Consider the following 23456-nt stretch of genomic DNA (forward strand, 5'->3'; position numbering starts at 1 on the left):
TCACACTACCGATCAACACGGCCCTGTGGGAGCGAGCCTGCTCGCGAATGCATCACCGCGGTGCGTCAGAGGTACCGCAGCGCCTGCATTCGCGAGCAGGCTCGCTCCCACAGGGGATCTCCATGATGTCGAAATTTCATACCGGACAAATAACAAGGGGGCGAATTCTCATCCGCCCCCTCGTTTGTCCGCTTATTCTTGCGGTTCTTCGTCTGCTGCGGCGTCGAGTTGCTGGTCTTCGGCAGCATCGTCGATCACGACATTGCCTTCGAACTCCTCGCCCTCTTCACCCTCAAGCTCTTCACCTTCAACTTCCGAAGGCTCCTGAACCCGCTCCAGCCCAACCAGGGTTTCATCCTTGGCCAGCTTGATCAGTGTGACGCCCTGAGTGTTACGACCCAGGCTCGACACTTCGTCGACACGGGTACGCACCAGAGTGCCCTGATCGGAGATCAGCATGATTTCTTCACCGTCCTGCACCTGAACCGCGCCGACCAGACGGCCGTTACGCTCGTTGCTGACCATGGCGATAACGCCCTGACCGCCACGCTTGTATTCAGGGAACTCGGTGATCGCCGTACGCTTGCCGTAGCCGCGCTCGGAAGCAGTGAGAATCTCGCTGCCTTCTTCTGGAATCAGCATGGAGATCAGCTTCTGCCCTTCTGGCAGACGCATGCCACGCACACCGCGGGCGGTACGGCCCATGGCGCGAACTTCGGATTCCTTGAAGCGAGTCACTTTGCCGCCGTCGGAGAACAGCATGATTTCCTGCTCGCCATCGGTAATGGCGGCGGAGATCAGGATGTCGCCTTCGTCCAGTTCCAGCGCGATCAGACCAACGCTGCGCTGACGGCTGAAGGCCACCAGCGGGGTCTTCTTCACGGTACCGTTGGCGGTCGACATGAAGATGAACGGGGCTTTCTTGCGGTCAGCAGCCTTGATGCGAGCACGACGTTCTTCATCGGTCTCGTTGCTGTTTTCGATTTCTTCTACATCAGCCTCGGCGCCTTCGGCTTCTTCTTCATCAGCCTGACGCTTCATGGCTTCGAGATCGACCGGCAGCATGGTGGTGATGTATTCACCTTCGCTCAATGGCAGAAGGTTGACCAGCGGACGACCACGGGCGGCGCGGGACGCTTCCGGAATCTCGTAGGTCTTGAGCCAGTAAACCTTGCCTTTGCTGGAGAACAGCAGCAGCGTGGTGTGGCTGTTGGCAACCAGCAGGTGAGCGATGTAGTCCTCATCCTTGACGCCGGTGGCCGACTTGCCTTTACCGCCACGACGCTGAGCCTGGTACGCAGCCAGTGGCTGGGTCTTGGCGTAGCCACCGTGGGAGATGGTCACGACGCGTTCTTCTTCCGGGATCATGTCACCCAGGGTCAGATCGAGACGGGCATCGAGAATCTCGGTGCGACGCTGATCGCCGTATTCGGCGCGGATCACTTCCAGCTCTTCGCGGATCACTTCCATCAGGCGCACGGCGCTGTTGAGGATGCGGATCAGCTCGCCGATCTGGTTGAGGATCTCTTGATACTCGGCCAGCAGTTTTTCGTGTTCCAGACCGGTCAGACGGTGCAGACGCAGTTCCAGAATGGCTTGCGCCTGTTCTGGCGACAGGAAGTACTTGCCTTCACGCAGACCGTATTGCGGATCGAGGTTTTCCGGACGGCACGAATCGGCACCGGCACGCTCAACCATCGCCACCACTGCCGAGGATTCCCACGGCGTGCTGACCAGCGCTTCTTTGGCTTCCGACGGCGTCGGCGAAGCCTTGATCAGGGCGATGACCGGGTCGATGTTCGACAGGGCAACGGCCTGGCCTTCGAGGATGTGCCCACGCTCGCGCGCCTTGCGCAGTTCAAACACGGTACGACGGGTGACGACTTCGCGACGGTGACGAACGAAGGCTTCCAGCAGATCCTTGAGGTTAAGGATGCGTGGACGGCCATCGATCAGCGCAACAATGTTGATGCCGAATACCGATTGCAGCTGAGTCTGGGCGTAGAGGTTGTTGAGGATCACCTCAGGCACTTCGCCGCGACGCAGTTCGATCACGACGCGCATACCGTCCTTGTCGGACTCGTCGCGCAGTTCGGTGATGCCTTCGAGCTTCTTCTCTTTAACCAGCTCGGCGATCTTCTCGATCAGACGCGCCTTGTTCAACTGGTAAGGGAGTTCGGTGATGACGATCTGCTGACGGCCACCGACCTTGTCGATGTCTTCGATGATCGAGCGGGCGCGCATGTAAATACGGCCACGACCGGTACGGTAGGCTTCGATGATGCCGGCGCGACCGTTGATGATCGCGGCGGTCGGGAAGTCCGGACCGGGGATGTATTGCATCAGTTCATCGACGGTCAGCTCAGGGTTGTCGATGAGCGCCAGGCAACCGTCGATGACTTCACCGAGGTTGTGCGGCGGAATGTTGGTCGCCATGCCCACGGCAATACCGCTGGAGCCGTTGACCAGCAGGTTGGGGATACGGGTCGGCATGACCGCCGGGATCATTTCGGTGCCGTCGTAGTTCGGCACCCAGTCCACGGTTTCTTTGTGCAGGTCAGCCAGCAGCTCATGCGCCAGCTTGGTCATGCGCACTTCGGTATATCGCATGGCCGCAGCGTTGTCGCCGTCGACCGAACCGAAGTTGCCCTGACCGTCTACCAGCAGGTAGCGCAGGGAGAAAGGCTGTGCCATACGAACGATGGTGTCGTACACCGCGGTATCACCGTGCGGGTGATACTTACCGATCACGTCGCCGACAACACGGGCAGATTTCTTGTACGGCTTGTTGAAGTCGTTGCCCAACTCGCTCATCGCGAACAGTACGCGACGGTGCACGGGCTTGAGGCCATCGCGCGCATCCGGCAGTGCACGGCCGACGATCACGCTCATCGCGTAGTCGAGGTAGGACTGTTTCAGCTCGTCTTCGATATTGACCGGGAGGATTTCTTTGGCCAGTTCGCCCATGAGAAGCCTGATTCCTTTTTCTGGTGAAACTTCGTCATATCCATATGGGACCAACGAAGCTCGTCGGGGCAGACCGAGTGCCATGCACCGACTTACGACAAATCAACATTGGATCGCGGATTTGCGCAGTAAAGACAGCTCCGTGGAGCTGCCTCGGAAAACGCCGGATGTTATCACAAGAGCCGCCACGCACCTATCCCCCTGATGCGCATGGAGCATAGTTAGTTGACCGGTGACAGGCTTAACGGGGACGAGAGAGGCTCAGAGCTTCTTTGAATGCAGAATTGGGGCTTGGTTTAGCGATGTTTATTGACATTTAGGACCCCAAACACCTGTAGGAGCTGCCGAAGGCTGCGATCTTTTGATCCTGACCTGTAAAAAGCAAGATCAAAAGATCGCAGCCTTCGGCAGTTCCTACATTGAGCAGGCCAGCATCAATGCAGGCGTTTGCGGCACATCAACTGGGCCATTTTCGCGGTATCCGGGCGCTCGACGATGCCTTTTTCGGTGACGATCGCATCGATCAGGTCGGCCGGCGTCACGTCAAATACCGGGTTGAACGCTTCAACGTCCGCGCCGACGCGCTTGCCACCCACTTCGAGCAACTCGGCGCCATCACGCTCCTCGATCGGGATGTCGTCACCGCTGGCCAGATTCATGTCGATGGTCGAACTTGGCGCCACCACCATGAAACGCACACCGTGGTGCATGGCGTTGACAGCCAGTTGGTAGGTGCCGATCTTGTTGGCCACGTCACCGTTGGCGGTGATGCGGTCAGCACCGACGATCACCCAGGTCACGCCTTTGGTTTTCATGATGTGCGCAGCGGCGGAGTCGGCATTCAGGGTGACCGGAATGCCTTCGTTGGCCAGTTCCCAAGCGGTCAGGCGCGAGCCCTGCAGCCACGGACGGGTTTCATCGGCGTAAACACGCTCGACCATGCCTTCCAGATAAGCCGCGCGAATCACCCCCAGCGCCGTACCGAACCCGCCGGTAGCCAGCGCACCGGTGTTGCAGTGAGTCAGAATCGCCTGCGCATTGCCCTGGTGCTTGCGGATCAGATCAACGCCGAGCTGGGCCATGGTCAGGTTGGCTTCGCGGTCGCTTTCATGAATGGCAATGGCTTCGGCTTCCAGCGCCGCCAACGGGTCGGCGTTGCCTTTCAGACGATCCAGTCGATCGTGCATACGGCCCAACGCCCAGAACAGATTGACTGCGGTCGGACGAGAATCGGCCAGCAAGGCGAAATCTTCTTCCAGCGCCGCAGCCCAGTCGCCACCTTCGGCCAGACGGGCACGGGCCGCCAGCACAATGCCATAGGCCGCGCTGATGCCGATGGCCGGCGCACCGCGCACCACCATCGAACGAATCGCCTCGGCCACGCCGGCGGCGCTGGTGTAGGCAATCCAGGTTTCCTCGAACGGCAAAATACGCTGATCCAGCAGGTGGAGCGCGCCATCTCGCCAATCGATGGCCTTTACTTTCTCCGCAGCCAACAGTCGATCGCGCATCCCTCACCCCGCACTCATGAACAAAAGCCGCCGATTATAGCGATCCCCCCGCGAAGACGCTCGGGTATACTTCGCCATCCTTTACAAAAGCACTGGAACCGACCCTCGATGCCGAAACCTGCCATTGCGCTCGACTTATTATTGCTGCCGACCTGGCTGGTACCCGTCGAACCTGCAGGTGTTGTGCTCAAGGAGCACGGCCTGGGCATTCGCGACGGTCGCATCGTGTTTATCGGCCCGCGCGCCGAAGCATTGAAGTGTAACGCCACTGAGATCCGGGAATTGCCGGATGTGCTGCTCGCCCCCGGTCTGATCAATGCGCACGGTCACGCGGCGATGACGCTGTTTCGTGGCCTGGCCGATGATTTGCCGCTGATGATCTGGCTGGAAAATCACATCTGGCCGGCCGAGGCCAAGTGGGTCGATGAAGATTTCGTTCGCGATGGGACTGATTTGGCTATCGCCGAGCAGATCAAGGGCGGCATCACCTGTTTCTCGGACATGTATTTCTACCCGAAAGTCGCCAGCGAGCGCGTGCACAACAGCGGTATTCGCGCGCAGATCGCCATTCCAATCCTTGATTTCCCGATTCCGGGCGCCAGCAGCGCCGATGAAGCCATTCGTCAGGGCGTCGAGTTGTTCGGCGATCTCAAGCACCATGAACGGATCAAGATCACCTTCGGCCCCCATGCACCGTACACCGTCGGCGACGAAAACCTGGAGAAAATCCGCGTGATTGCCGAGGAGCTGGACGCCTCGATCCATATGCACGTGCACGAAACCGCTTTCGAAGTTCAGCAAGCGCTGGAGCAGCGCGGCGAACGTCCGCTCGCGCGCCTCGGTCGTCTGGGCCTGCTTGGCCCGCGCTTCCAGGCCGTGCACATGACCCAGATCAGCGATGACGACCTGGCGTTGCTGGTAGAAAGCAACACCAGCGTGATCCACTGCCCGGAATCGAACCTCAAACTCGCCAGCGGCTTCTGCCCGGTCGAGCGTTTGTGGCAGGCTGGCGTCAACGTGGCCGTTGGCACCGATGGCGCCGCCAGCAATAACGATCTCGATCTGCTCGGCGAAACCCGTACCGCTGCACTCCTAGCCAAAGCCGTCGCCGGCTCGGCCACTGCGCTGGATGCCCATCGAGCACTGCGCATGGCCACGCTGAATGGCGCGCGCGCACTGGGGATCGAGGCGCAAGTCGGCTCGCTGGAAATTGGCAAAGCTGCCGACATCGTCGCTTTCGACCTGTCCGGCCTGGCCCAGCAACCGGTATATGACCCGGTCTCGCAGCTTATATATGCCACCGGTCGCGATTGCGTGAAACACCTGTGGGTCGCCGGCAAGCAACTGCTCGACGACCGCCGCCTGACGCGCATGGACGAAGAGCAACTGGGCGTCACCGCCCGGACCTGGGGCCAGCGCATCAGCGGCCACACCGAATCGTAAACACCTTGGCGCAAACGCCAGGGCTACAGCACTTTTAAAGTTTTAGAGGATTTAACATGAGCAACGTCGACCACGCTGAAATCGCCAAATTCGAAGCCTTGGCCCATCGCTGGTGGGACCGCGAAAGCGAGTTCAAACCACTGCACGACATCAACCCGCTGCGGGTCAACTGGATTGACGAGCGGGTCAATCTGGCCGGCAAGAAAGTCCTCGACGTCGGTTGCGGCGGCGGCATCCTCAGCGAAGCCATGGCGCAACGCGGTGCCACGGTGATGGGCATCGACATGGGCGAAGCGCCGCTGGCGGTCGCGCAACTGCATCAGCTGGAATCCGGCGTCAGCGTTGAGTACCGCCAGATCACCGCCGAAGCCCTGGCCGAAGAAATGCCGGAGCAGTTTGACGTGGTCACGTGCCTGGAAATGCTTGAGCACGTGCCGGATCCGTCGTCAGTGATCCGCGCCTGCTTCCGCATGGTCAAGCCGGGCGGTCAGGTGTTCTTCTCGACCATCAACCGCAACCCGAAGGCCTACCTGTTCGCCATCATCGGCGCTGAGTACATCATGAAGCTGCTGCCGCGCGGCACCCACGATTTCAAGAAATTCATCCGCCCGTCCGAGCTGGGTGCCTGGAGCCGCATGGCCGGCCTGACCGTCAAAGACATCATCGGCCTGACCTACAACCCGCTGACCAAGCACTACAAGCTGGCCAGCGACGTTGACGTCAACTACATGATCCAGACCCTGCGCGAGGAGTAAGCCGATGGCGATCAGAGCAGTTCTCTTCGACATGGACGGCACCCTACTCGACACGGCGCCGGACTTCATCGCCATCTGCCAGGCCATGCGTGCAGATCGCGGCTTGCCGCCGATCAACGACAAGCACATCCGCGACGAGATCTCCGGCGGCGCCAAAGCGATGGTTGCGGTGACGTTCTCGATGGACCCGGAGTCGCCGGGCTTCGAAGAACTGCGTCTGGAGTTCCTTGAGCGCTATCTGGTTGGCTGCGCCGTGCACAGCAAGCTGTTTGACGGCATGGGTGAACTGCTGGCCGATATCGAAAAGGCCAAGCTGATCTGGGGCGTGGTGACCAACAAGCCACTGCGCTTTGCCGAGCCGATCATGCAGCAACTGGGATTGGCTGAGCGTTCGGCGCTGCTGATCTGCCCGGATCACGTGAAGAACAGCAAGCCGGATCCGGAGCCGTTGATCCTCGCGTGCAAGATGCTTGATCTGGATCCGTCGACGGTGCTGTTTGTCGGCGATGATCTGCGTGATATCGAATCGGGGCGCGATGCCGGTACGAAAACGGCAGCGGTGACGTTCGGCTACATCCACCCGGACGACAACCCGCGGCATTGGGGGGCGGACGTGGTGGTGGATCATCCGTCGGAGCTGCGCAAGGTGCTCGATAGCGCGCTTTGCAGTTGCTGAGACCTGACGCAGAGCGTCATTGGCTGCATTCCCACGCAGAGCGTGGGAACGATCTGACTTGATGAGGTTTTTATGTTTGATTACTCCGCTCGTCCCGAATTGCTCAAGGATCGGGTCATTCTAGTCACCGGTGCCGGTCGTGGCATTGGCGCGGCGGCCGCGAAAACCTACGCCGCCCATGGCGCTACGGTACTGCTGCTGGGCAAGACCGAGGCCAATCTGACGCAGGTGTATGACGAGATCGAAGCTGCCGGGCATCCGCAACCGGCGGTGATTCCGTTCAATCTGGAAACCGCCCTGCCCCATCAGTACGATGAGTTGGCCGCGATGATCGAGACCGAGTTCGGCCACCTCGACGGTCTGCTGCACAACGCTTCAATCATCGGTCCACGCACGCCGATCGAACAGTTGTCCGGTGAAAACTTCATGCGCGTGATGCAAGTCAACGTCAACGCCATGTTCATGCTGACCAGCACCCTGCTGCCGCTGCTCAAACTGTCGCAGGATGCCTCGGTGGTGTTCACCTCCAGCAGCGTCGGTCGCAAAGGCCGTGCGTACTGGGGCGCTTATGGCGTATCGAAGTTCGCCACCGAAGGCTTGATGCAAACCCTGGCCGATGAAGTCGACGGTGTCGCGCCGGTACGCTCCAACAGCATCAACCCGGGCGGCACGCGCACCAGCATGCGCGCCCAGGCGTATCCGGGGGAAAACCCGCTGAACAACCCGACGCCGGAGGAGATCATGCCGGTCTACCTGTACCTGATGGGCCCGGACAGCTCGGGCATCAACGGCCAGGCCTTCAACGCGCAATAACTGCCATACGTCGCTTTTGTTGCCGCGGCAGATTCCTGTCGCGGCATGCATTTGCCGCTGGCGACCGTCATATTTCAGTCAATTTTCCAGCACACTCCTCCCCCTTGATCAGCCAACTTATTGATTCAAAACGGTTTAAATAAAACCGAACCGAATGGCACGACTTTCGCTCTAAATTTCCTCAAAGCATGCCGTGTGAAGGCAGTGGGGCAAAGCCGATTTCGATAGCTGACTAATCGTCTTCAGGCAGACTAAACTTACGCCAAATGTCCTACGGGACTGATGGATCAGTATGACGCGCAGCCCATAGCCGCTCTCACCCAGCCTGTAAGACAGACTTACTGCTTTAGGGGCTCACGCCATATGAAATCACCCTCCCAGACCAATGCAATTGACTTTGACAGTGCCAAATTGCAACGCCTGGGCTTTGGTCAGCTGCCTCCCCTTCTGGAGCGACCGGCCAGTCTTGCGCAATTGCGCCAGCAAATGAGCCTGCAACTGCAAACCAGCCTCGAACCGCAACGCATCCTCGGTCTGTTTTTCCGCGAAGTTCAGCGCCTCGTGCCCCTGGACGCGCTCAGCTACGTGCATCAGGGCAGCGACCTGCGCCTGGAATTCGGTGCCCGCGGCCACCACTCGATCAGCTATACCCTGAGCCACGAAGGCGAGCACATGGGCGAACTGGTGTTCCGTCGCAATCAGCGCTTCAACGACACGGAACAAGGTCAGCTGGAGTCGTTACTCTCATCCTTGCTGTACCCGATGCGCAACGCGCTGCTTTATCGCGAGGCGACTCAGAGTGCCCTGCGCGATCCGCTGACCGGCGCCGGTAACCGCATCGCCATGGAGCAAACCCTGCAGCGGGAGATCGATATGTCTCGCCGACATCAACAACCGTTGTCGCTGCTGATGCTCGATATCGACCACTTCAAGCGGGTCAACGACAGCCATGGCCACAGCGCCGGCGATGACGTGCTTAAAGCCATCGCCGCGACAATCAAGGCGCAACTGCGCAACGTCGATATGGTGTTCCGTTACGGTGGCGAAGAGTTTCTGGTGCTGCTGTCCAACACCAGCCGGGAAGCGGCAGCGATGGTCGGCGAACGACTGCGTTATGCGACGCAGGCGGCCGAATACTATGCGGATGGACATTTGATTGAATTGACGGTGAGCCTGGGCTGCTCGACGTTGTTGCCGGGGGAATCGGCCGACAGCTTGCTGCGCCGCGCTGACAGTGCGTTGTATGTGGCCAAGCGTGAAGGTCGCAACCGCCTGGCGATGGCGGGCTAAGCTATTCAACCAACACAAAACAGTGTGGGAGCGAGCCTGCTCGCGAATGCGATCTGACATTCAACCATGAGTTGACTGGCATACCACTTTCGCGAGCAGGCTCGCTCCCACATTGGTTTTGCGTGAAGACGAATATCAGCTCTCGACTACCGCCCTGCGCTCTCGGTTGACCAGCAAGCGTTCCGACGTCTCCAGTTGCATGCAACGCTCCAGAAACAGATACATGTAGTCATAGCTCTTGCAGACGGCCTGACGCAACTCGGCCTGCAAGGCCTTGCTAGGGTTCATCCCGGCCAGGGTGCAGATGATTTCCAGCGCCTCCCACGGATGGGCATCGTCGTACTGGGCATGCATCTTCAACCACTTCATCGCGCGCTTGCGATCCTCTTCGGGAAACGCTGCGGCATACACGCCGGTGGAGCAGACCAGCGCCGACCACTCCCCGGTCGCGCCTTCGATGGCATAGTTGGTGGCCGCGATGGCCACAATCAACGAATCGGCTGAGCTGGTGTGCCAGCACCAATGACTCAAGGCATGCAGTTCGGGCGGCACATGTTGGGCCTGAAGGTCTTCCAGACTGACGCCATGTGCACGACTCCAGTGCACCCAATAATCCGCATGATTGAGTTCGACGCGGATATTGCGCATCAGCCAGCGCCGCGCCATGTCTTCGCCCGGATGCCGGGCAAACCTGGTTTTGGTGAGATTCTGCGCCATGTACAACGCAAACTGCTCAACCACCGGCCAGCCCCCGATCAGGTACTGACGCATGGTTCTGGCGCTGAGTTTGTTATCACGCATGCGCAGGTAAAGTTCATGTTCGACAACCCGGCGCTTGCTCTCGCTGCAATCCTCAATGAGCTGTTGTGCCCAGGCAGGATAACTTGCAGCTTCCATGAGTGGTCCGGTTCGGTTGAATGTGTCGATCACTGTTCGGCTCCTTTTGATTTGTGATTGTAAGGATCGGCGAGAGACTTCAACGGAACGTGCCAGGCGCTTTGAATAACAGCGGTTGCGGTCTGGCGGGCCGACTTTGCAAACTGTCGCAGGTAAACAACTGTGGGCGTTCTATAACATAACCCTGAGCGTAATCCACACCAATTTCAAGCAGGGCCTGCTCGATCTGGGTTGTTTCAACAAACTCGGCAATTGTCTTTTTACCCATGACATGCCCGATGTGATTGATCACTTCGACCATTGCGCGGTTAATCGGGTCGTCCAGCATATCCTTTACGAAACTCCCGTCGATCTTCAGGAAGTCTACAGGCAAATGTTTCAGATAAGCGAATGAAGACATTCCGGCGCAAAAATCATCTAACGAAAAATAGCAACCTAAGCCTTTGAGTTCATTAATAAATCTTATTGCACTGCCCAGATTTGAAATTGCACTGGTTTCTGTAATTTCAAAACAAATCATTTCAGGCGGTATTGCATAGTTAACAAACTGTTCCCGCAGAAAGTGCAAAAACGCGTCATCTCCTATAGTAATGCCTGACAGATTAATCGCACACATTGCTAAAGGTTGTTTATGTTCTTGTGCAATACATTGAGCAATAACCTTAAATACATTCTGAACTACCCAACGATCCAGTTGACTCATCAAACCATAGCGCTCGGCTGCGGGAATGAAACTGTCCGGCAGAATCATCCGCCCGGCTTCATCGTGCAGACGCAGCAGAATCTCGATATGCCCACCGTTGTTGTCACCCGACTTGAGCGGAGCGATTTCCTGGGCGTACAGACAAAAACGGTTTTCTTCCAGGGCCATGTGCAAGCGTTGCACCCAGGCCATCTCACCAAAGCGCAGGGACAGTTCGGAATCGTCAGTGTGATAGACCTGCACGCGGTTACGGCCCTTTTCCTTGGCCATGTAACAGGCCATATCTGCGGCACGCAATGAGGCTTCGAGGGTCGTCGGGATTTGTGCGATATGCACCAGGCCAATGCTCACGGTGGTCAGGAACGGCCGCCCCTTCCAGACAAAGTGCAGATTCTGCACAGTCTGACGCAGCGCCTCGGCAATCTTTTCCGCCGCATCCGGCGCGCAGTTCTCCAGCAAGATGCCGAACTCATCACCACCCAGTCGCGCCAGCGTATCGCCCTCGCGCAGTCCGGACTGCAGCAGCGTACAAATGTGCCGCAACAACTCATCGCCGGCGGCATGGCCGCAGGTGTCGTTAACCAGTTTGAATTGATCAAGATCGAGGAACATCAGCGCATGCCGCCCGGTATGGCGCGTGAGATTGTGCAGCGCCTGCTCCAGGCGATATTCGAACTCGCGACGGTTAGCCAGCCCGGTCAGCGCGTCATGGGTGGCCTGCCACGACAGATTGGCGATGTATTGCCGTTCCTGGGTCATATCGTGCAAGACCAGCACCGTGCCACTGACCTTTCCGGCATTACGGATCGGCGCGCCGACCAGGGTCACCGACAATGTCGTGCCATCGAGGCGCTGGATCAGCTTCGAGTGCTCGCTGCCGCCACTAAGCTTGCCGCTGAGAATGTGCTCGATCAGGGTCAGCCCTTCGGACTGGGCGTTGTCGTCGAGCAGATTGAACAATGCCGCCAGCGGCAAACCCGCCGCCTGTTCGGCTTTCCAGTGGGTCATGGCTTCAGCGGCCGGGTTCATGTAATCGATAGCGCCGCTGACGTCGGTGGTAATGACGCCATCACCGATCGAATGCAAGGTAACGTGCGCCCGATCCTTCTCCAGTTGCAGCGCCTCGGCAAAGGCATGGCGCTGTTTGAGCAACTTGTGCGTACGCCACAGGGCCAGCACGATCAACCCCAGCGCCGTGGCGAGATTGGTCAACAGCAGCAGCCGCAGGATCATCCGCGAGCCTTCGCCCAAGGCATCGCTGAAGGCTTTCGCAGCTGGAGTCACGCCATCGTTGATGGCGAAAATCCGTGCCTTCCAGTGCTGGATATCAGTGCTGCTGGCACTGTTTTGCGAAATGCTGCGGTGCATCTCCTGCGCCACGTCATCCAGCTCGACCAGGTAGGCGTCACCGACCGTCCAGCGGTCAATTGCGGTTTCCAGATAACTGAAATGGCGGAAGTTGAGGTACAGCCAGATCAGGCTGGAAACGTCGTCCGGGTGGTTACCACCCTTTAGAATGCCTTCGCGCGCCGCGGCCAGATCCGGTGGTTGATGATCCAGCGCCAGACGCAACTGATGCCCGCCTTGCGGCACACCGATCGCAGTGCGGTACTTGAGGAAAATCGCCTCATCACGGCTGTCGGCGTAGAGATTGAGGTAGTAAATCGCGTCTTTCTGGCCCTTGGACCAGAGGCTTTCACCAGCGACGTAACCGCGAACCGCCGAGAGCACGTAAAGACTCACGCCGCCCAATAACGCTTGAAACAACACGACGGCAATAAATGGCCAGACGATGCCCAACAACCGTGGCGTTCCGAGAGTCCGCTTTTGCTTCATGAGATCCCTTGCGCAAGCACTGCCAGATGAACACCGGAAAATCCCGCTCCTGACAGCTCAGCCTAGGCTAATTTTCGCCAAGTCAAAGGGACAGCTCTGCCGTCCTCTAGGTCGATTGTGCAAATGGCGGGACTGTGCGGGCGTTCCGAGTGATTTTACTTAATGCAATTCAAGCACTAAGCACAGAAACCGGCACGAAACTCAAGGGCGCTGGATCTGCTGCAGATGACCATAGAGCTTGGCATACAGGCCACCGTCGGCAATCAACTGCTGATGATCGCCGTCTTCAGCGACCTGGCCACCATCGAACACCAGCACGCGATCAGCCTGTTTCACCGCCGACAGTCGGTGGGCAATGATCAGCGTGGTGCGGCCATTGAGGAAGCGCGCCATGGCCTGGTGCAGGTTGTACTCGGTGGCCGCGTCGAGGGCCGAGGTGGCTTCGTCGAGGATCACGACTTTCGGTTCGGCGAGGATCATCCGCGCGATGGCCAGACGTTGCCGCTGCCCACCGGACAGGCGCACGCCGGAGCGGCCGACGATACTGTCCAGACCATTGGGCAAGGCGCGGATGGTCGCTTCGAGCTGAGCGATTTCCAGCGCCTGCCAGCACGCCTCGTCACTGCGGGTGCGGCCCATGGTCAGGTTGGCGCGCACGGTGTCGTTAAACAGCGCCGGGTGCTGCAACACCACCGCGACGTTTTCGCGAACCGTGTCCAGACCGATTTCCTGCTGGGTCGAACCGCCGAAGCGGATGGTGCCGGACAGTGGCGTATACAGCCCGAGCAGCAATTGCACGAGGGTACTTTTGCCGCCGCCACTGGCGCCGACAATCGCGACTTTTTCACCGGGAGCAATCGACAGATTCAGCTGATCCAGCACCAGGTCATTGCCGTAGCCGAAGCTCAGGCCCTGTACCTGAATACCTACGGTGTCACGGCCCTTGAACGGATCGACACCGCCGGGATATTGCGGCTCATCGGCGCGCGCCAGCAGTTCGTTGATCCGCGCCAGCGCCCCGCCCGCCGCGTAATAGGCGTATTGCAGATTGAGCAGTTGCTCGACCGGGCCGATCATGAACCACAGGTAACTGAACACCGCGAGCATCTGGCCGATCGACAGGTCGGAGAACAACACCGTAAGCATCGCCGCCGCGCGGAAGATGTCGATACCGAACTGGAACAACAAACCGCTGGCACGGTTGGAAGCGTCGGTTTTCCACTGCGAATTGACCGCGTAGTTGCGCACTTCCTGCGCCCGCAGACCGAGCCGCCCGAGGAAGAAACCCTGACGGTTGCCGGCACGGATCTCCTGAATCGCATCAAGGGTTTCGCTCAACGCCTGGGTGAAGCGCGAGGTGCTGTCGTTCTCGAGTTTCTTCAGGTGTTTGACGCGTTTGCCCAACTGCACCGTGGCGTAGATCACCAGCGGGTTGAACAGCAGAATCAGCAGCGCCAGTTTCCAGTGCATCCACAGCAGGATGCTCGCGGTGCCGACCAGCGTCAGCATCGCCACCAGAAAGCGACTGAGGGTTTCGCCGACGAATTTGTCGAGGGTATCCAGATCAGTGACCAGGTGCGTCGTGACTGTGCCGCTACCAAGGCTTTCGTATTCGCCGAGGGAAATCCGCTTGAGGCGTTCGATCAAACGCACGCGGATACGGTAGACGATGTCCTTGGCCAGCTGTGCAAACAGCCGCGACTGCAACACGCCGAAGCACAGCGAACTGCAACGCAGGGTAAGGGTCACCAGCAGCATCAGGCCTATATAGCCGGCCGCTTGCTGCCACATCGTCGGCAGCACATGGTTCATGACTTTCAGCGCGGCATCGCCATGGCCGAGAAGGACTTCGTCCACTAGCAATGGCAGCAGCAATGGGATCGGCACGCTGCACAGCGTCGCCAGCACAGCCACGCCGTTGGCAATCCATAGGGATTTTTTGTGAGTGAGTGCCAGTCGCCGGACTTCTGCCCAGCTCAGCCGGTCGACACGCTTTACGGCTGGCGTGTCATCGGCCAGGTCAGGCACAGGCGGCGCGCTCCAGCCAGCGGCCGAGCAATGGCGACAGTTCGCTGAGCGGTTGATAGCCATTGGTCAGCAGCGCCAGTTGGCCATTGCGTTCGGCGAGCAGGGTCGGGAAACCGGCGATGCCCAGATCTTGCACCCAACTGAAATCGGCCTGAGTGGCTTTGTGTTGATCGGCATGATCGAACAACGCCGCGAACTCGATGCGCGGCACACCCGCCTGCTCCGCCAACTCGACCAGTACACTGGCCTGGGTGACATCGCGGCCTTCAGCGTAAAACGCCTGCTGGATCAGCCCGACCAACTTCCACGCGCAATCCGGCGCCAGACTGCGCGCCGTGACGATTGCGCGGCAGGCAGGCTCAGTGTCGTAGACAAAACCGTCGGGCAACGCGCCGTCAAATTTGAACGCCTGGCCGGTGGCATCGGTGACCGCTTGCCAGTGTTCAAGAATGTAGCGACGCGTGGTCGGCTCCAGCGCCGAGCCGCTGCCGGTGCGCAAACCACCGACCACCAGATGCAACTCCACCCCGGCTGCTTGCGCCTGCTCGACCAATGCCTTGGCCACCGGAGCAAAACCCCAGCACCACGAACACATCGGATCCATCACATAGAGCAGGCGCGCAGACATGGTTAAGCCTCGGTGGATGCTTGCTTGTAGTTGTAGCCGATCGGGTGCGGCTGGTTACGCGCCTTGGCCAGTTCGATCTGTTTCTGCCGATCGATGGCGCTGCGGCGGGTTTTCTCGCTCAACGTGTCCCAGCAATGCGGGCAGCTGATGCCGGCAACGTAATGCTCGCTGGTGCGATCTTCAACGCTAACCGGTGTGCGGCAGGCATGACATTGATCGTAGTCGCCTTCGCTGAGGTCGTGACGCACGGTCACGCGGTTGTCGAACACGAAGCAGTCGCCCTGCCACTTGGTTTCTTCCTGCGGCACCTCTTCGAGGTACTTCAGGATGCCACCCTTGAGGTGGTAAACCTCTTCGAAACCCTCGCCGAGCATGTAGCTCGAAGCTTTCTCGCAGCGAATGCCACCGGTGCAGAACATTGCGACCTTCTTGTGCACGGCCGGGTCGAAGTGTTCTTTGATGTAGTCGGGGAATTCGCGAAAACTGGTGGTTTTCGGATCGATGGCGCCTTCGAAAGTGCCGATCGATACTTCGTAATCGTTACGGGTGTCGATCAACAGCACTTCCGGGTCACTGATCAGCGCGTTCCAGTCTTGCGGATCAACGTAGGTGCCGACCTTTTTGTTCGGGTCGACGCCTTCGACACCGAGGGTGACGATCTCTTTCTTCAGTTTGACCTTGGTGCGATAGAACGGCTGCTCGTCGCAGTACGACTCTTTGTGATCGATGTCGATCATGCGTGGGTCGTTCTTCAGCCAGGCGAGCAGACCGTCGATGCCTTCGCGAGTGCCGGACACCGTGCCGTTGATGCCTTCTTCGGCGATCAGCAGGGTGCCTTTGATCTGGTTGTCGACCATCGCTTGCAGCAGCGGCTCGCGCAGGTTGACGTAATCTTCGAGGGTGACGAACTTATACAGTGCCGCCACGACAATCGGTTGTGTCATGGGTATTTCTCCAGGTGGCTACCCTCGCAAAGGGTGAACCGGATTCAAAAAAAAACGCGCCGGGTGAGCGGCGCGTTGCGGATTCTAGCAAAAAACCGAAGCTTAATGCTTACTGCCGCCAGCACAGGTCGGCGATGCCGGAGCGGCGCCGATCTCTGCCCATTCCTGCGGGGTGTAGGTGTGCAGCGCCAACGCATGGAACTCGCCCATCAGCTCACCGAGCGTGCCGTAGACTTTCTGGTGGCGCTTGACCCGGTTCAGGCCGTCGAACTGCGCGCTGACCACTACGGCCTTGAAGTGCGTCTGCAACCCGCGACTGTGCATGTGGCTTTCATCCAGCACTTGCAGGTGCTCAGGCTGAAGCAGGGCCAGCGTCGATTCGATGCGTTGTTGCATGGTCATCACGAACTCCGCTTACTTCTTCTTGGCCGGCGCAGCAGCGCCTTTCGGGTCCAGCTCTTTGGTCATGTCGTCGAGCAGCTTGTTGACGACAGGCACGGCGCTTTCCAGTTTGGCCTGGGTCATCTGGGCCGATTGCTGAGTCAGCTGCGGCATTTTTTCCAGGACTTTCTTGCCCAGTGGCGACTTGTAGAACGCGACCAGATCTTTCAGCTCGGATTCGCTGAAGTTGCTGGTGTAAAGCTTGACCATGTCAGGCTTGAGCTTGTTCCAGCCGATGGCCTGGTCCAGGGCGGCGTTGGCCTTGGCCTGGTAGGTTTCCAGAACGGCTTTCTTGGCTTCCGGGGCTTTGGTCTGTTCAAAACGCTGAGCGAACATTTGCTGCACTTGCATGTACACCGGAGTGCCCAGCTTGTCAGCGTGCGCCAGGGTCAGGAAAGCTTCAGCACTGGCGTTGTGGCTGGCGGTATCGGCAAGCACCTGGCCGCTGGCGCAAACCAGTGCAACCGCGGTGCAGATGGCACGAAGACGAGTCATCGAGTTTCCTTTTCAGCTAGGCGAGGTAAAACCCCAAGGGCGACCATTCTGCGCCTAAAAAACCTCGTGGCTCAACCCCCGAGCCTTGCCGTGCTTGATTGGCCGGGTTTTACCGGTCAACAATCGGTTCGAGGGAACCACCACGGCCGATGCCGGCCTAAACTGCGCAAACAGACCAACAGGAGTGTGCACGATGAGCCGTATCGAAACCGACAGCCTGGGCCAGATCGAAGTCCCGGACGACGCCTACTGGGGTGCTCAGACGCAACGCTCGCTGATCAACTTCGCCATTGGTCAGGAACGCATGCCGCTGCCGGTACTGCACGCTCTGGCCCTGATCAAGAAAGCCGCTGCACGAGTCAACGACCGTAACGGCGATTTGCCCGCCGACATCGCCCGCCTGATCGAGCAAGCTGCCGACGAAGTGCTCGACGGCCAGCACGACGACCAGTTTCCGCTCGTCGTGTGGCAGACCGGCAGCGGCACGCAGAGCAATATGAACGTCAACGAGGTGATTGCCGGGCGCGCCAACGAGCTGGCCGGTAATCCGCGCGGCGGCAAGACGCCGGTGCACCCCAACGATCACGTCAACCGCTCGCAAAGCTCCAACGACTGCTTCCCTACCGCCATGAGCATTGCCACCGCCCAGGCTGTGCAGGAACAACTGCTGCCGGCGATCGCCGAGCTGTCCGGTGGTCTCGCCGAACTGGCGGCGCGGCACATGAAACTGGTGAAGACCGGTCGTACGCACATGATGGACGCGACACCGATCACCTTTGGCCAAGAGCTTTCCGGTTTTATCGCGCAGCTGGATTACGCCGAACGCGCAATCCGCGCTGCATTGCCAGCGGTGTGTGAACTGGCTCAGGGCGGCACCGCGGTCGGCACCGGGCTGAATTCGCCGCATGGTTTTGGTGAGGCGATTGCTGCAGAACTGGCGGCGCTGTCCGGCCTGCCCTTCGTCACCGCGCCGAACAAGTTCGCCGCCCTCGCCGGCCACGAACCACTGACCAGCCTGTCCGGTGCGCTGAAAACCCTCGCCGTGGCGCTGATGAAAATCGCCAACGACCTGCGCCTGCTCGGCTCCGGTCCCCGCGCAGGTTTTGCCGAGGTGCGGCTGCCGGCAAATGAGCCGGGCAGCTCGATCATGCCCGGCAAGGTCAACCCGACCCAGTGCGAAGCGCTGTCGATGCTCGCCTGTCAGGTGCTGGGCAACGACGTGACCATCGGCATTGCCGCGAGTCAGGGTCACTTGCAGTTGAACGTGTTCAAACCGGTGATCATCCACAACCTGCTGCAATCGATTCGCCTGCTCGCCGATGGCTGCAGCAACTTCCAGCAGCACTGCATTGCCGGGCTGGAACCAGATGCCGAAGTCATGGCCAGACATCTGGAACGAGGGCTGATGCTGGTGACGGCACTGAATCCGCATATTGGTTATGACAAGTCGGCGGAGATCGCCAAGAAGGCTTACAGCGAAGGGCTGACTTTGCGTGAGGCGGCGTTGGCGTTGGGCTATCTGACGGATGAAGAGTTTGATGCGTGGGTGCGGCCGGAGAATATGATCGAGGCTGGCGCCAAGGGCTAAACAGCAAAAGATCGCAGCCTGCGGCAGCTCCTACATTGGAATGCGTCCTCTGTAGGAGCTGCCGCAGGCTGCGATCTTTTGATCTTCAAGCCATACGCATGCGCCGCGCCTTGAGCCCGGCAATCAACGAAGGCCCCAACGCCACCAGCGCCGAACCCAACACCACTAACACCGCCCCGCCATAGCCAAGCCCATTGATCTGCTCGGCATGCACATAGTCCGGCCAGATAAAAGCCGCAATGGCCACTGCGCCAAACGTCACCAACGGCGTAATCGCCAACGTCGCACTGACCCGCGACGCCTCCCAATGCGCCAGCGCTTCAGCGAACGCGCCATAGGCAATCAGCGTGTTCATACAGCACGCCAGCAGCAGCCAGCCCTGCAACGGGCTGAGGTTCAGCGCTTCGAGCGGATGCACCCACGGCGTCAGCAACAGTGCGCAGAACAGGTAGATCACCATCATCACCTGCAACGAATTCCATACCGTCAGCAATTGCTTCTGGCCCAGCGCATAGAAGGTCCACACCGTCGACGCCAACAGCACCAGCAACACGCCTGCGGTGTAATCCGACAATGACGTCAACAACTCCGCCAGACGTTGATTGAAAAACAGTACAAAACCGATCAACAGCACCGCCAGACCAATGCTCTGACCAATACTGAAGCGCTCCTTGAACACAAACAGACTGGCGATCAACAGCATGATCGGCCCCATTTGCACCACCAGTTGCGCGGTGCCGGGGCTGAGCAGGTTAAGGCCCATCAGGTACAACACGTAGTTGCCCACGAGGCCGAGCACCGCCATCAGCACCAGCCAGCCGCCCTTCGGCCCCAGCACTTTGCGACTCGGCAAACGCTTGACCGCCGCCAGATAGATGAACAGGCAGCCGCCGGACACCAGCAGACGAAACCAGGTCACCGTCACCGGGTCCATCACCAGCAATACCTGTTTGAGTTTGATCGGCAGGATGCCCCACAAAAACGCAGTCAGCAGCGCCAGGAACAAGCCGTAGACCCAGCGACCGGATGAAATGTGCATGGAAACCCCAAAACCTGCTGACAAGAGCGCTCATTCTAGGCGCGCAGCAGGTCGGGACACAGGGACAGTTAAGGCCAGGACGCGAATGCAACTGTGCAGGTCGCAGCATAAAATTGACGCGGCGCCGTTGATCGGCTGGGCGGGCGCGCCAAGTGCTTCAGACATAAGCTCACTGGATCCCTTTCAGCGTACCAGCCAAGGAGACCGCTCATGTTGGGAATGCGCGCCCAGGACAGCGCCCCCGCCATGCGTTTTCGCAGCGACCGGGTGTGTCGGGTCAATGGTGAACTGTATTTCAGTACTCGGGAAAATACCCTTGAAGGGCCGTTTGAGAGTGCCGTACAGATTGAGAAGGAAATCCAGGCTTACATCGCGCGGATGCAAGGACTGAATTCCAGTCGTTAAGCGGTGGTGATCCAATCGCTGGCAAGCCAGCTCCCACAGGATTAGTGGCGTACACAATTTGTGCGACCGCTACGAAACCTGTGGGAGCTGGCTTGCCAGCGATAGCAATGGAACAGACAACAAAAATGCTCTGGCTTAGCTAACCGCCTCAAACAACCCCGTCGCGCCCATCCCGCCGCCCACACACATGGTAACAATGCCATAACGCAAATTGCGCCGCTGCAACTCCCGCACCAGATGCCCGACCTGCCGCGACCCGGTCATACCAAACGGGTGACCAATGGAAATCGAGCCGCCATTGACGTTGTATTTCTCATTATCGATCTCCAGCCGATCCCGGCTGTACAGGCACTGCGAAGCAAACGCCTCGTTCAGTTCCCACAGATCGATATCCGCCACCTGCAAGCCTTTGGCCTTGAGCAGCTTCGGCACCGAGAACACCGGGCCGATGCCCATTTCGTCCGGCTCGCAACCGGCCACGGTGAAGCCGCGAAAAAATGCTTTCGGCTTGAGGCCCAACTGCAAGGCTTTCTCCAGGCTCATCACCAGCGTCATCGACGCACCGTCGGACAGCTGCGACGAGTTGCCCGCCGTGACCGAACCATCCTCAGCAAACACCGGTTTCAACCCGGCGAGACTTTCATAGGTGGTGTCCGGGCGATTGCAGTCGTCGCGATCAACCACACCGTCGAGAATCTGCACTGCACCGGTGTTTTTGTCCTCGACGCGGTACTTCACCGCCATCGGCACGATTTCATCGTTGAACAGTCCGGCAGCCTGCGCCTGAGCGGTGCGGATCTGGCTCTGCAATGAATAGCGATCCTGCGCTTCACGGCTGACGCCATAACGCCGCGCGACCACTTCGGCGGTCTGGCCCATCGTGTAGTAGATGCCCGGCGTTTGCTGTTTGAGCAGCGGGTTGATCAGGTGATCGGTGTTGACGCTTTTCATCGTCAGGCTGATCGACTCGACGCCGCCGGCAACGATGATGTCGCTGCAACCCGAGGCAATCTGGTTGGCAGCAATCGCAATCGCCTGCAAGCCCGATGAACAGAAACGGTTGAGGGTCATGCCGGCGGTGCCGGTGCCCAAACGCGACAGCACCGCGACGTTACGGCCGATGTTGTAGCCCTGCGCGCCTTCGTTGGAGCCGGCGCCGACGATGCAATCCTCGACGCTGGCCGGGTCGATGTCGTTGCGCTCAAGCAGCGCGTTGACGCAATGAGCCGCCATATCATCGGGGCGGGTCTGGTTGAACTTGCCGCGAAAGGACTTGGCCAGGCCAGTCCGCACGCTGTCGACGATCACCACTTCACGCATGGCATACCTCATTGTTGTAGTCGGTTGAGAGTGGACCGAGCATAAGTCCACCGCATCAACCACCGCGACAATCATTCACCCCGCGTATGCGCGTCTATCGGCTCAGTCCTTGTGTTTCTTCGCGTGCTTGTCGGATTTCTCGAAGGCCTCTTCCAGTGCACGGTTGATCGTGCGCAACACCTTCACCCGAGCCCAGCGCTTGTCATTGGCCTCGATCAGCGTCCATGGCGAGATTTCCGAGCTGGTGCGGTCGACCATATCGCCGACGGCAGCGCGATAGGCGTCCCACTTGTCGCGGTTGCGCCAGTCGTCTTCGGTGATCTTGAAGCGTTTGAAGGGGATCGCTTCGCGCGCCTGAAATCGCTCCATCTGCGTGTCTTTATCAATCGCCAGCCAGAACTTGACGACGATCACTCCGGCGTCGGACAGCTGCTCTTCGAAATCGTTGATTTCGCCATAGGCACGCAACCAGTCGGCCGGCGTGCAGAAACCCTCAATCCGCTCTACCAGCACCCGGCCGTACCAAGAGCGGTCGAACACGGTGAACTTGCCGCGCGCCGGAATGTGCCGCCAAAAGCGCCACAAGTACGGCTGAGCGCGCTCCTCCTCAGTCGGTGCGGCGATCGGCACGATGTTGTATTGCCGTGGATCGAGCGCCGCCGCGACCCGACGGATCGCCCCGCCCTTGCCGGCGGCATCGTTGCCTTCGAACACCGCCACCAGGGCGTGGCGGCGCATGCGTTTGTCGCGCATCAGCCCAGACAAGCGCGCCTGCTCGGTGATCAGTTGTTCTTCGTAGTCTTTCTTCTCCAGACGCTGGGTCAGGTCGAGGCTGTCGAGCAGGTTCAACTGATCGACCGGCGTGCCCAACGGCGCGGCGCTGACATCGTGCGGATGCACGTCCGGACGCTTCAGCGCATTTTGCAAACCTTCGAGGAGAATCTTGCCGACCGCCAGGCTGCGATAGTTGGCGTCGGCGCCTTCGATCACATGCCACGGCGCGTAATCGCGACTGGTACGGCGCAGCACGCGCTCGCCGTATTTGACGAACTTGTCGTAGGTTTCCGATTGCTGCCAGTCCAGCGGGCTGATGCGCCAGCTGTGCAGCGGGTCATCAGCCAGCGCCTTGAGCCGGGCCTTCATCTGTTTTTTGGACAGGTGAAACCAGAATTTGAAAATCAGTGCGCCTTCATCGCAGAGCATCTTTTCCAGACGCTCGGCGCCGGCGATCGCCTGATCCAGACGCGGATCCTTGAACAGGCCATGCACCCGCCCCTGCAGCATCTGGCTGTACCAGTTGCCGAAAAAAATGCCCATGCGCCCCTTGGCCGGGAGCATTCGCCAGTAGCGCCATGCCGGAGGCCGTGACAACTCCTCATCGGTCTGCTGATCGAAGGTGCGCACTTCGATCAGGCGCGGGTCCATCCACTCGTTGAGCAACTTGACCGTCTCGCCCTTGCCCGCGCCTTCAATGCCGTTGATCAAGATGATCACCGGAAAACGCTTCTGCTGCTGCAGTTCGAACTGAGCTTCGAGCAAGGCTTCACGCAATGCCGGGACGGCCGCATCAAAGGTGTCTTTGTCGATGGCGTGACCGATTTCAGCGGATTCAAACATGGGACGGCTCCTTCCAGGATTCAGCAAGACTAGCGGATTGGGCACAGCAGCGGCGCAGAA

Annotated in this window: 19 protein-coding genes; 7 read left to right on the top strand and 12 right to left on the bottom strand. The window is 59.3% G+C overall.

What is annotated here, in order from left to right; genetic code table 11:
- Nucleotides 1–192: 192 nt before the first annotated feature.
- Complete coding sequence (gyrA, locus tag LOY43_RS20175; protein WP_093435302.1) at nt 193–2967, bottom strand: DNA gyrase subunit A; 2775 nt, start codon at nt 2965–2967, stop codon at nt 193–195.
- 434 nt (nt 2968–3401) lie between these two features.
- The gene (gene mtnA, locus LOY43_RS20180; RefSeq protein WP_095048565.1) at nt 3402–4478 is read right to left on the bottom strand and encodes an S-methyl-5-thioribose-1-phosphate isomerase; all 1077 of its coding nucleotides are present in this window, start codon (nt 4476–4478) and stop codon (nt 3402–3404) included.
- Between the two features lie 108 nt (nt 4479–4586).
- Here mtnA and LOY43_RS20185 point away from each other — a divergent pair, with 108 nt between their 5' ends.
- From LOY43_RS20185 to LOY43_RS20205, 5 genes are all read left to right on the top strand, one after another.
- Nucleotides 4587–5921 carry a TRZ/ATZ family hydrolase gene (locus LOY43_RS20185; protein ID WP_258708634.1) on the top strand — a complete coding sequence of 445 codons (1335 nt, stop codon included), beginning with the start codon at nt 4587–4589 and terminating at the stop codon, nt 5919–5921.
- A 56-nt stretch (nt 5922–5977) separates the two neighbouring features.
- Nucleotides 5978–6676: a bifunctional 2-polyprenyl-6-hydroxyphenol methylase/3-demethylubiquinol 3-O-methyltransferase UbiG gene (ubiG, locus tag LOY43_RS20190; protein WP_093435309.1), complete on the top strand. Its 699-nt coding sequence runs from the start codon at nt 5978–5980 to the stop codon at nt 6674–6676.
- A 4-nt stretch (nt 6677–6680) separates the two neighbouring features.
- On the top strand, nt 6681–7352 hold the full coding sequence (gene mupP, locus LOY43_RS20195) for an N-acetylmuramic acid 6-phosphate phosphatase MupP (RefSeq protein ID WP_095048567.1): 672 nt from the start codon (nt 6681–6683) through the stop codon (nt 7350–7352).
- A 72-nt stretch (nt 7353–7424) separates the two neighbouring features.
- Complete coding sequence (locus LOY43_RS20200; protein WP_095125179.1) at nt 7425–8165, top strand: YciK family oxidoreductase; 741 nt, start codon at nt 7425–7427, stop codon at nt 8163–8165.
- Nucleotides 8166–8528: 363 nt separating this feature from the next.
- Nucleotides 8529–9455: a GGDEF domain-containing protein gene (locus tag LOY43_RS20205; protein ID WP_220556685.1), complete on the top strand. Its 927-nt coding sequence runs from the start codon at nt 8529–8531 to the stop codon at nt 9453–9455.
- Between the two features lie 135 nt (nt 9456–9590).
- On the opposite strand, the gene LOY43_RS20210 is transcribed toward LOY43_RS20205, so the two are convergent.
- From LOY43_RS20210 to LOY43_RS20240, 7 genes are all read right to left on the bottom strand, one after another.
- On the bottom strand, nt 9591–10352 hold the full coding sequence (locus LOY43_RS20210; RefSeq protein WP_371857736.1) for a TenA family transcriptional regulator: 762 nt from the start codon (nt 10350–10352) through the stop codon (nt 9591–9593).
- Between the two features lie 79 nt (nt 10353–10431).
- Nucleotides 10432–12891, bottom strand: coding sequence for an EAL domain-containing protein (locus tag LOY43_RS20215; protein ID WP_258708635.1), 2460 nt, complete (start codon nt 12889–12891; stop codon nt 10432–10434).
- Nucleotides 12892–13092: 201 nt separating this feature from the next.
- Complete coding sequence (locus tag LOY43_RS20220) at nt 13093–14919, bottom strand: ABC transporter ATP-binding protein (protein ID WP_258708636.1); 1827 nt, start codon at nt 14917–14919, stop codon at nt 13093–13095.
- Nucleotides 14912–15514, bottom strand: a complete 603-nt coding sequence (locus tag LOY43_RS20225) for a DsbA family protein (protein ID WP_176471270.1) — start codon at nt 15512–15514, stop codon at nt 14912–14914. Before LOY43_RS20225 ends, LOY43_RS20220 begins: the two co-directional genes overlap by 8 nt.
- Nucleotides 15515–15549: 35 nt before the next feature.
- Nucleotides 15550–16491, bottom strand: a complete 942-nt coding sequence (locus LOY43_RS20230; protein WP_095048574.1) for a rhodanese-related sulfurtransferase — start codon at nt 16489–16491, stop codon at nt 15550–15552.
- 102 nt (nt 16492–16593) lie between these two features.
- Nucleotides 16594–16893: a BolA family transcriptional regulator gene (locus LOY43_RS20235; protein ID WP_007908388.1), complete on the bottom strand. Its 300-nt coding sequence runs from the start codon at nt 16891–16893 to the stop codon at nt 16594–16596.
- Nucleotides 16894–16905: 12 nt separating this feature from the next.
- Nucleotides 16906–17427 (bottom strand): DUF2059 domain-containing protein, encoded by a 522-nt coding sequence (locus tag LOY43_RS20240; RefSeq protein ID WP_095120531.1) that lies wholly within the window; start codon nt 17425–17427, stop codon nt 16906–16908.
- A gap of 193 nt (nt 17428–17620) precedes the next feature.
- On the opposite strand from LOY43_RS20240, the gene LOY43_RS20245 reads away from it, so the two are divergent.
- On the top strand, nt 17621–19015 hold the full coding sequence (locus LOY43_RS20245; protein WP_007908383.1) for a class II fumarate hydratase: 1395 nt from the start codon (nt 17621–17623) through the stop codon (nt 19013–19015).
- Between the two features lie 85 nt (nt 19016–19100).
- Here the strand turns inward: LOY43_RS20245 and LOY43_RS20250 are convergent, their stop codons facing one another.
- A complete protein-coding gene (locus tag LOY43_RS20250; protein ID WP_258708637.1) occupies nt 19101–20054 on the bottom strand; it encodes a DMT family transporter in 954 nt (317 codons plus the stop codon).
- Nucleotides 20055–20264: 210 nt separating this feature from the next.
- On the opposite strand from LOY43_RS20250, the gene LOY43_RS20255 reads away from it, so the two are divergent.
- Complete coding sequence (locus LOY43_RS20255) at nt 20265–20459, top strand: DUF6316 family protein (protein WP_134176376.1); 195 nt, start codon at nt 20265–20267, stop codon at nt 20457–20459.
- A gap of 135 nt (nt 20460–20594) precedes the next feature.
- On the opposite strand, the gene LOY43_RS20260 is transcribed toward LOY43_RS20255, so the two are convergent.
- Both LOY43_RS20260 and pap read right to left on the bottom strand, forming a co-directional pair.
- Nucleotides 20595–21779: a thiolase family protein gene (locus LOY43_RS20260; protein WP_095125186.1), complete on the bottom strand. Its 1185-nt coding sequence runs from the start codon at nt 21777–21779 to the stop codon at nt 20595–20597.
- Between the two features lie 102 nt (nt 21780–21881).
- On the bottom strand, nt 21882–23396 hold the full coding sequence (gene pap, locus LOY43_RS20265; protein WP_095048579.1) for a polyphosphate:AMP phosphotransferase: 1515 nt from the start codon (nt 23394–23396) through the stop codon (nt 21882–21884).
- Nucleotides 23397–23456: the final 60 nt, after the last annotated feature.

The organism is Pseudomonas sp. B21-041, assembly GCF_024748675.1.
GTDB lineage: Bacteria > Pseudomonadota > Gammaproteobacteria > Pseudomonadales > Pseudomonadaceae > Aquipseudomonas > Aquipseudomonas neuropathica.

Coding starts and splice junctions, on each gene's coding strand:
- gyrA (WP_093435302.1), bottom strand. CDS start 2,967: ATGGGCGAACTGGCCAAAGAAATCCTCCCGGTCAATATCGAAGACGAG.
- mtnA (WP_095048565.1), bottom strand. CDS start 4,478: ATGCGCGATCGACTGTTGGCTGCGGAGAAAGTAAAGGCCATCGATTGG.
- LOY43_RS20185 (WP_258708634.1), top strand. CDS start 4,587: ATGCCGAAACCTGCCATTGCGCTCGACTTATTATTGCTGCCGACCTGG.
- ubiG (WP_093435309.1), top strand. CDS start 5,978: ATGAGCAACGTCGACCACGCTGAAATCGCCAAATTCGAAGCCTTGGCC.
- mupP (WP_095048567.1), top strand. CDS start 6,681: ATGGCGATCAGAGCAGTTCTCTTCGACATGGACGGCACCCTACTCGAC.
- LOY43_RS20200 (WP_095125179.1), top strand. CDS start 7,425: ATGTTTGATTACTCCGCTCGTCCCGAATTGCTCAAGGATCGGGTCATT.
- LOY43_RS20205 (WP_220556685.1), top strand. CDS start 8,529: ATGAAATCACCCTCCCAGACCAATGCAATTGACTTTGACAGTGCCAAA.
- LOY43_RS20210 (WP_371857736.1), bottom strand. CDS start 10,352: ATGGAAGCTGCAAGTTATCCTGCCTGGGCACAACAGCTCATTGAGGAT.
- LOY43_RS20215 (WP_258708635.1), bottom strand. CDS start 12,891: ATGAAGCAAAAGCGGACTCTCGGAACGCCACGGTTGTTGGGCATCGTC.
- LOY43_RS20225 (WP_176471270.1), bottom strand. CDS start 15,514: ATGTGTTCGTGGTGCTGGGGTTTTGCTCCGGTGGCCAAGGCATTGGTC.
- LOY43_RS20230 (WP_095048574.1), bottom strand. CDS start 16,491: ATGACACAACCGATTGTCGTGGCGGCACTGTATAAGTTCGTCACCCTC.
- LOY43_RS20235 (WP_007908388.1), bottom strand. CDS start 16,893: ATGACCATGCAACAACGCATCGAATCGACGCTGGCCCTGCTTCAGCCT.
- LOY43_RS20240 (WP_095120531.1), bottom strand. CDS start 17,427: ATGACTCGTCTTCGTGCCATCTGCACCGCGGTTGCACTGGTTTGCGCC.
- LOY43_RS20245 (WP_007908383.1), top strand. CDS start 17,621: ATGAGCCGTATCGAAACCGACAGCCTGGGCCAGATCGAAGTCCCGGAC.
- LOY43_RS20250 (WP_258708637.1), bottom strand. CDS start 20,054: ATGCACATTTCATCCGGTCGCTGGGTCTACGGCTTGTTCCTGGCGCTG.
- LOY43_RS20255 (WP_134176376.1), top strand. CDS start 20,265: ATGTTGGGAATGCGCGCCCAGGACAGCGCCCCCGCCATGCGTTTTCGC.
- LOY43_RS20260 (WP_095125186.1), bottom strand. CDS start 21,779: ATGCGTGAAGTGGTGATCGTCGACAGCGTGCGGACTGGCCTGGCCAAG.
- pap (WP_095048579.1), bottom strand. CDS start 23,396: ATGTTTGAATCCGCTGAAATCGGTCACGCCATCGACAAAGACACCTTT.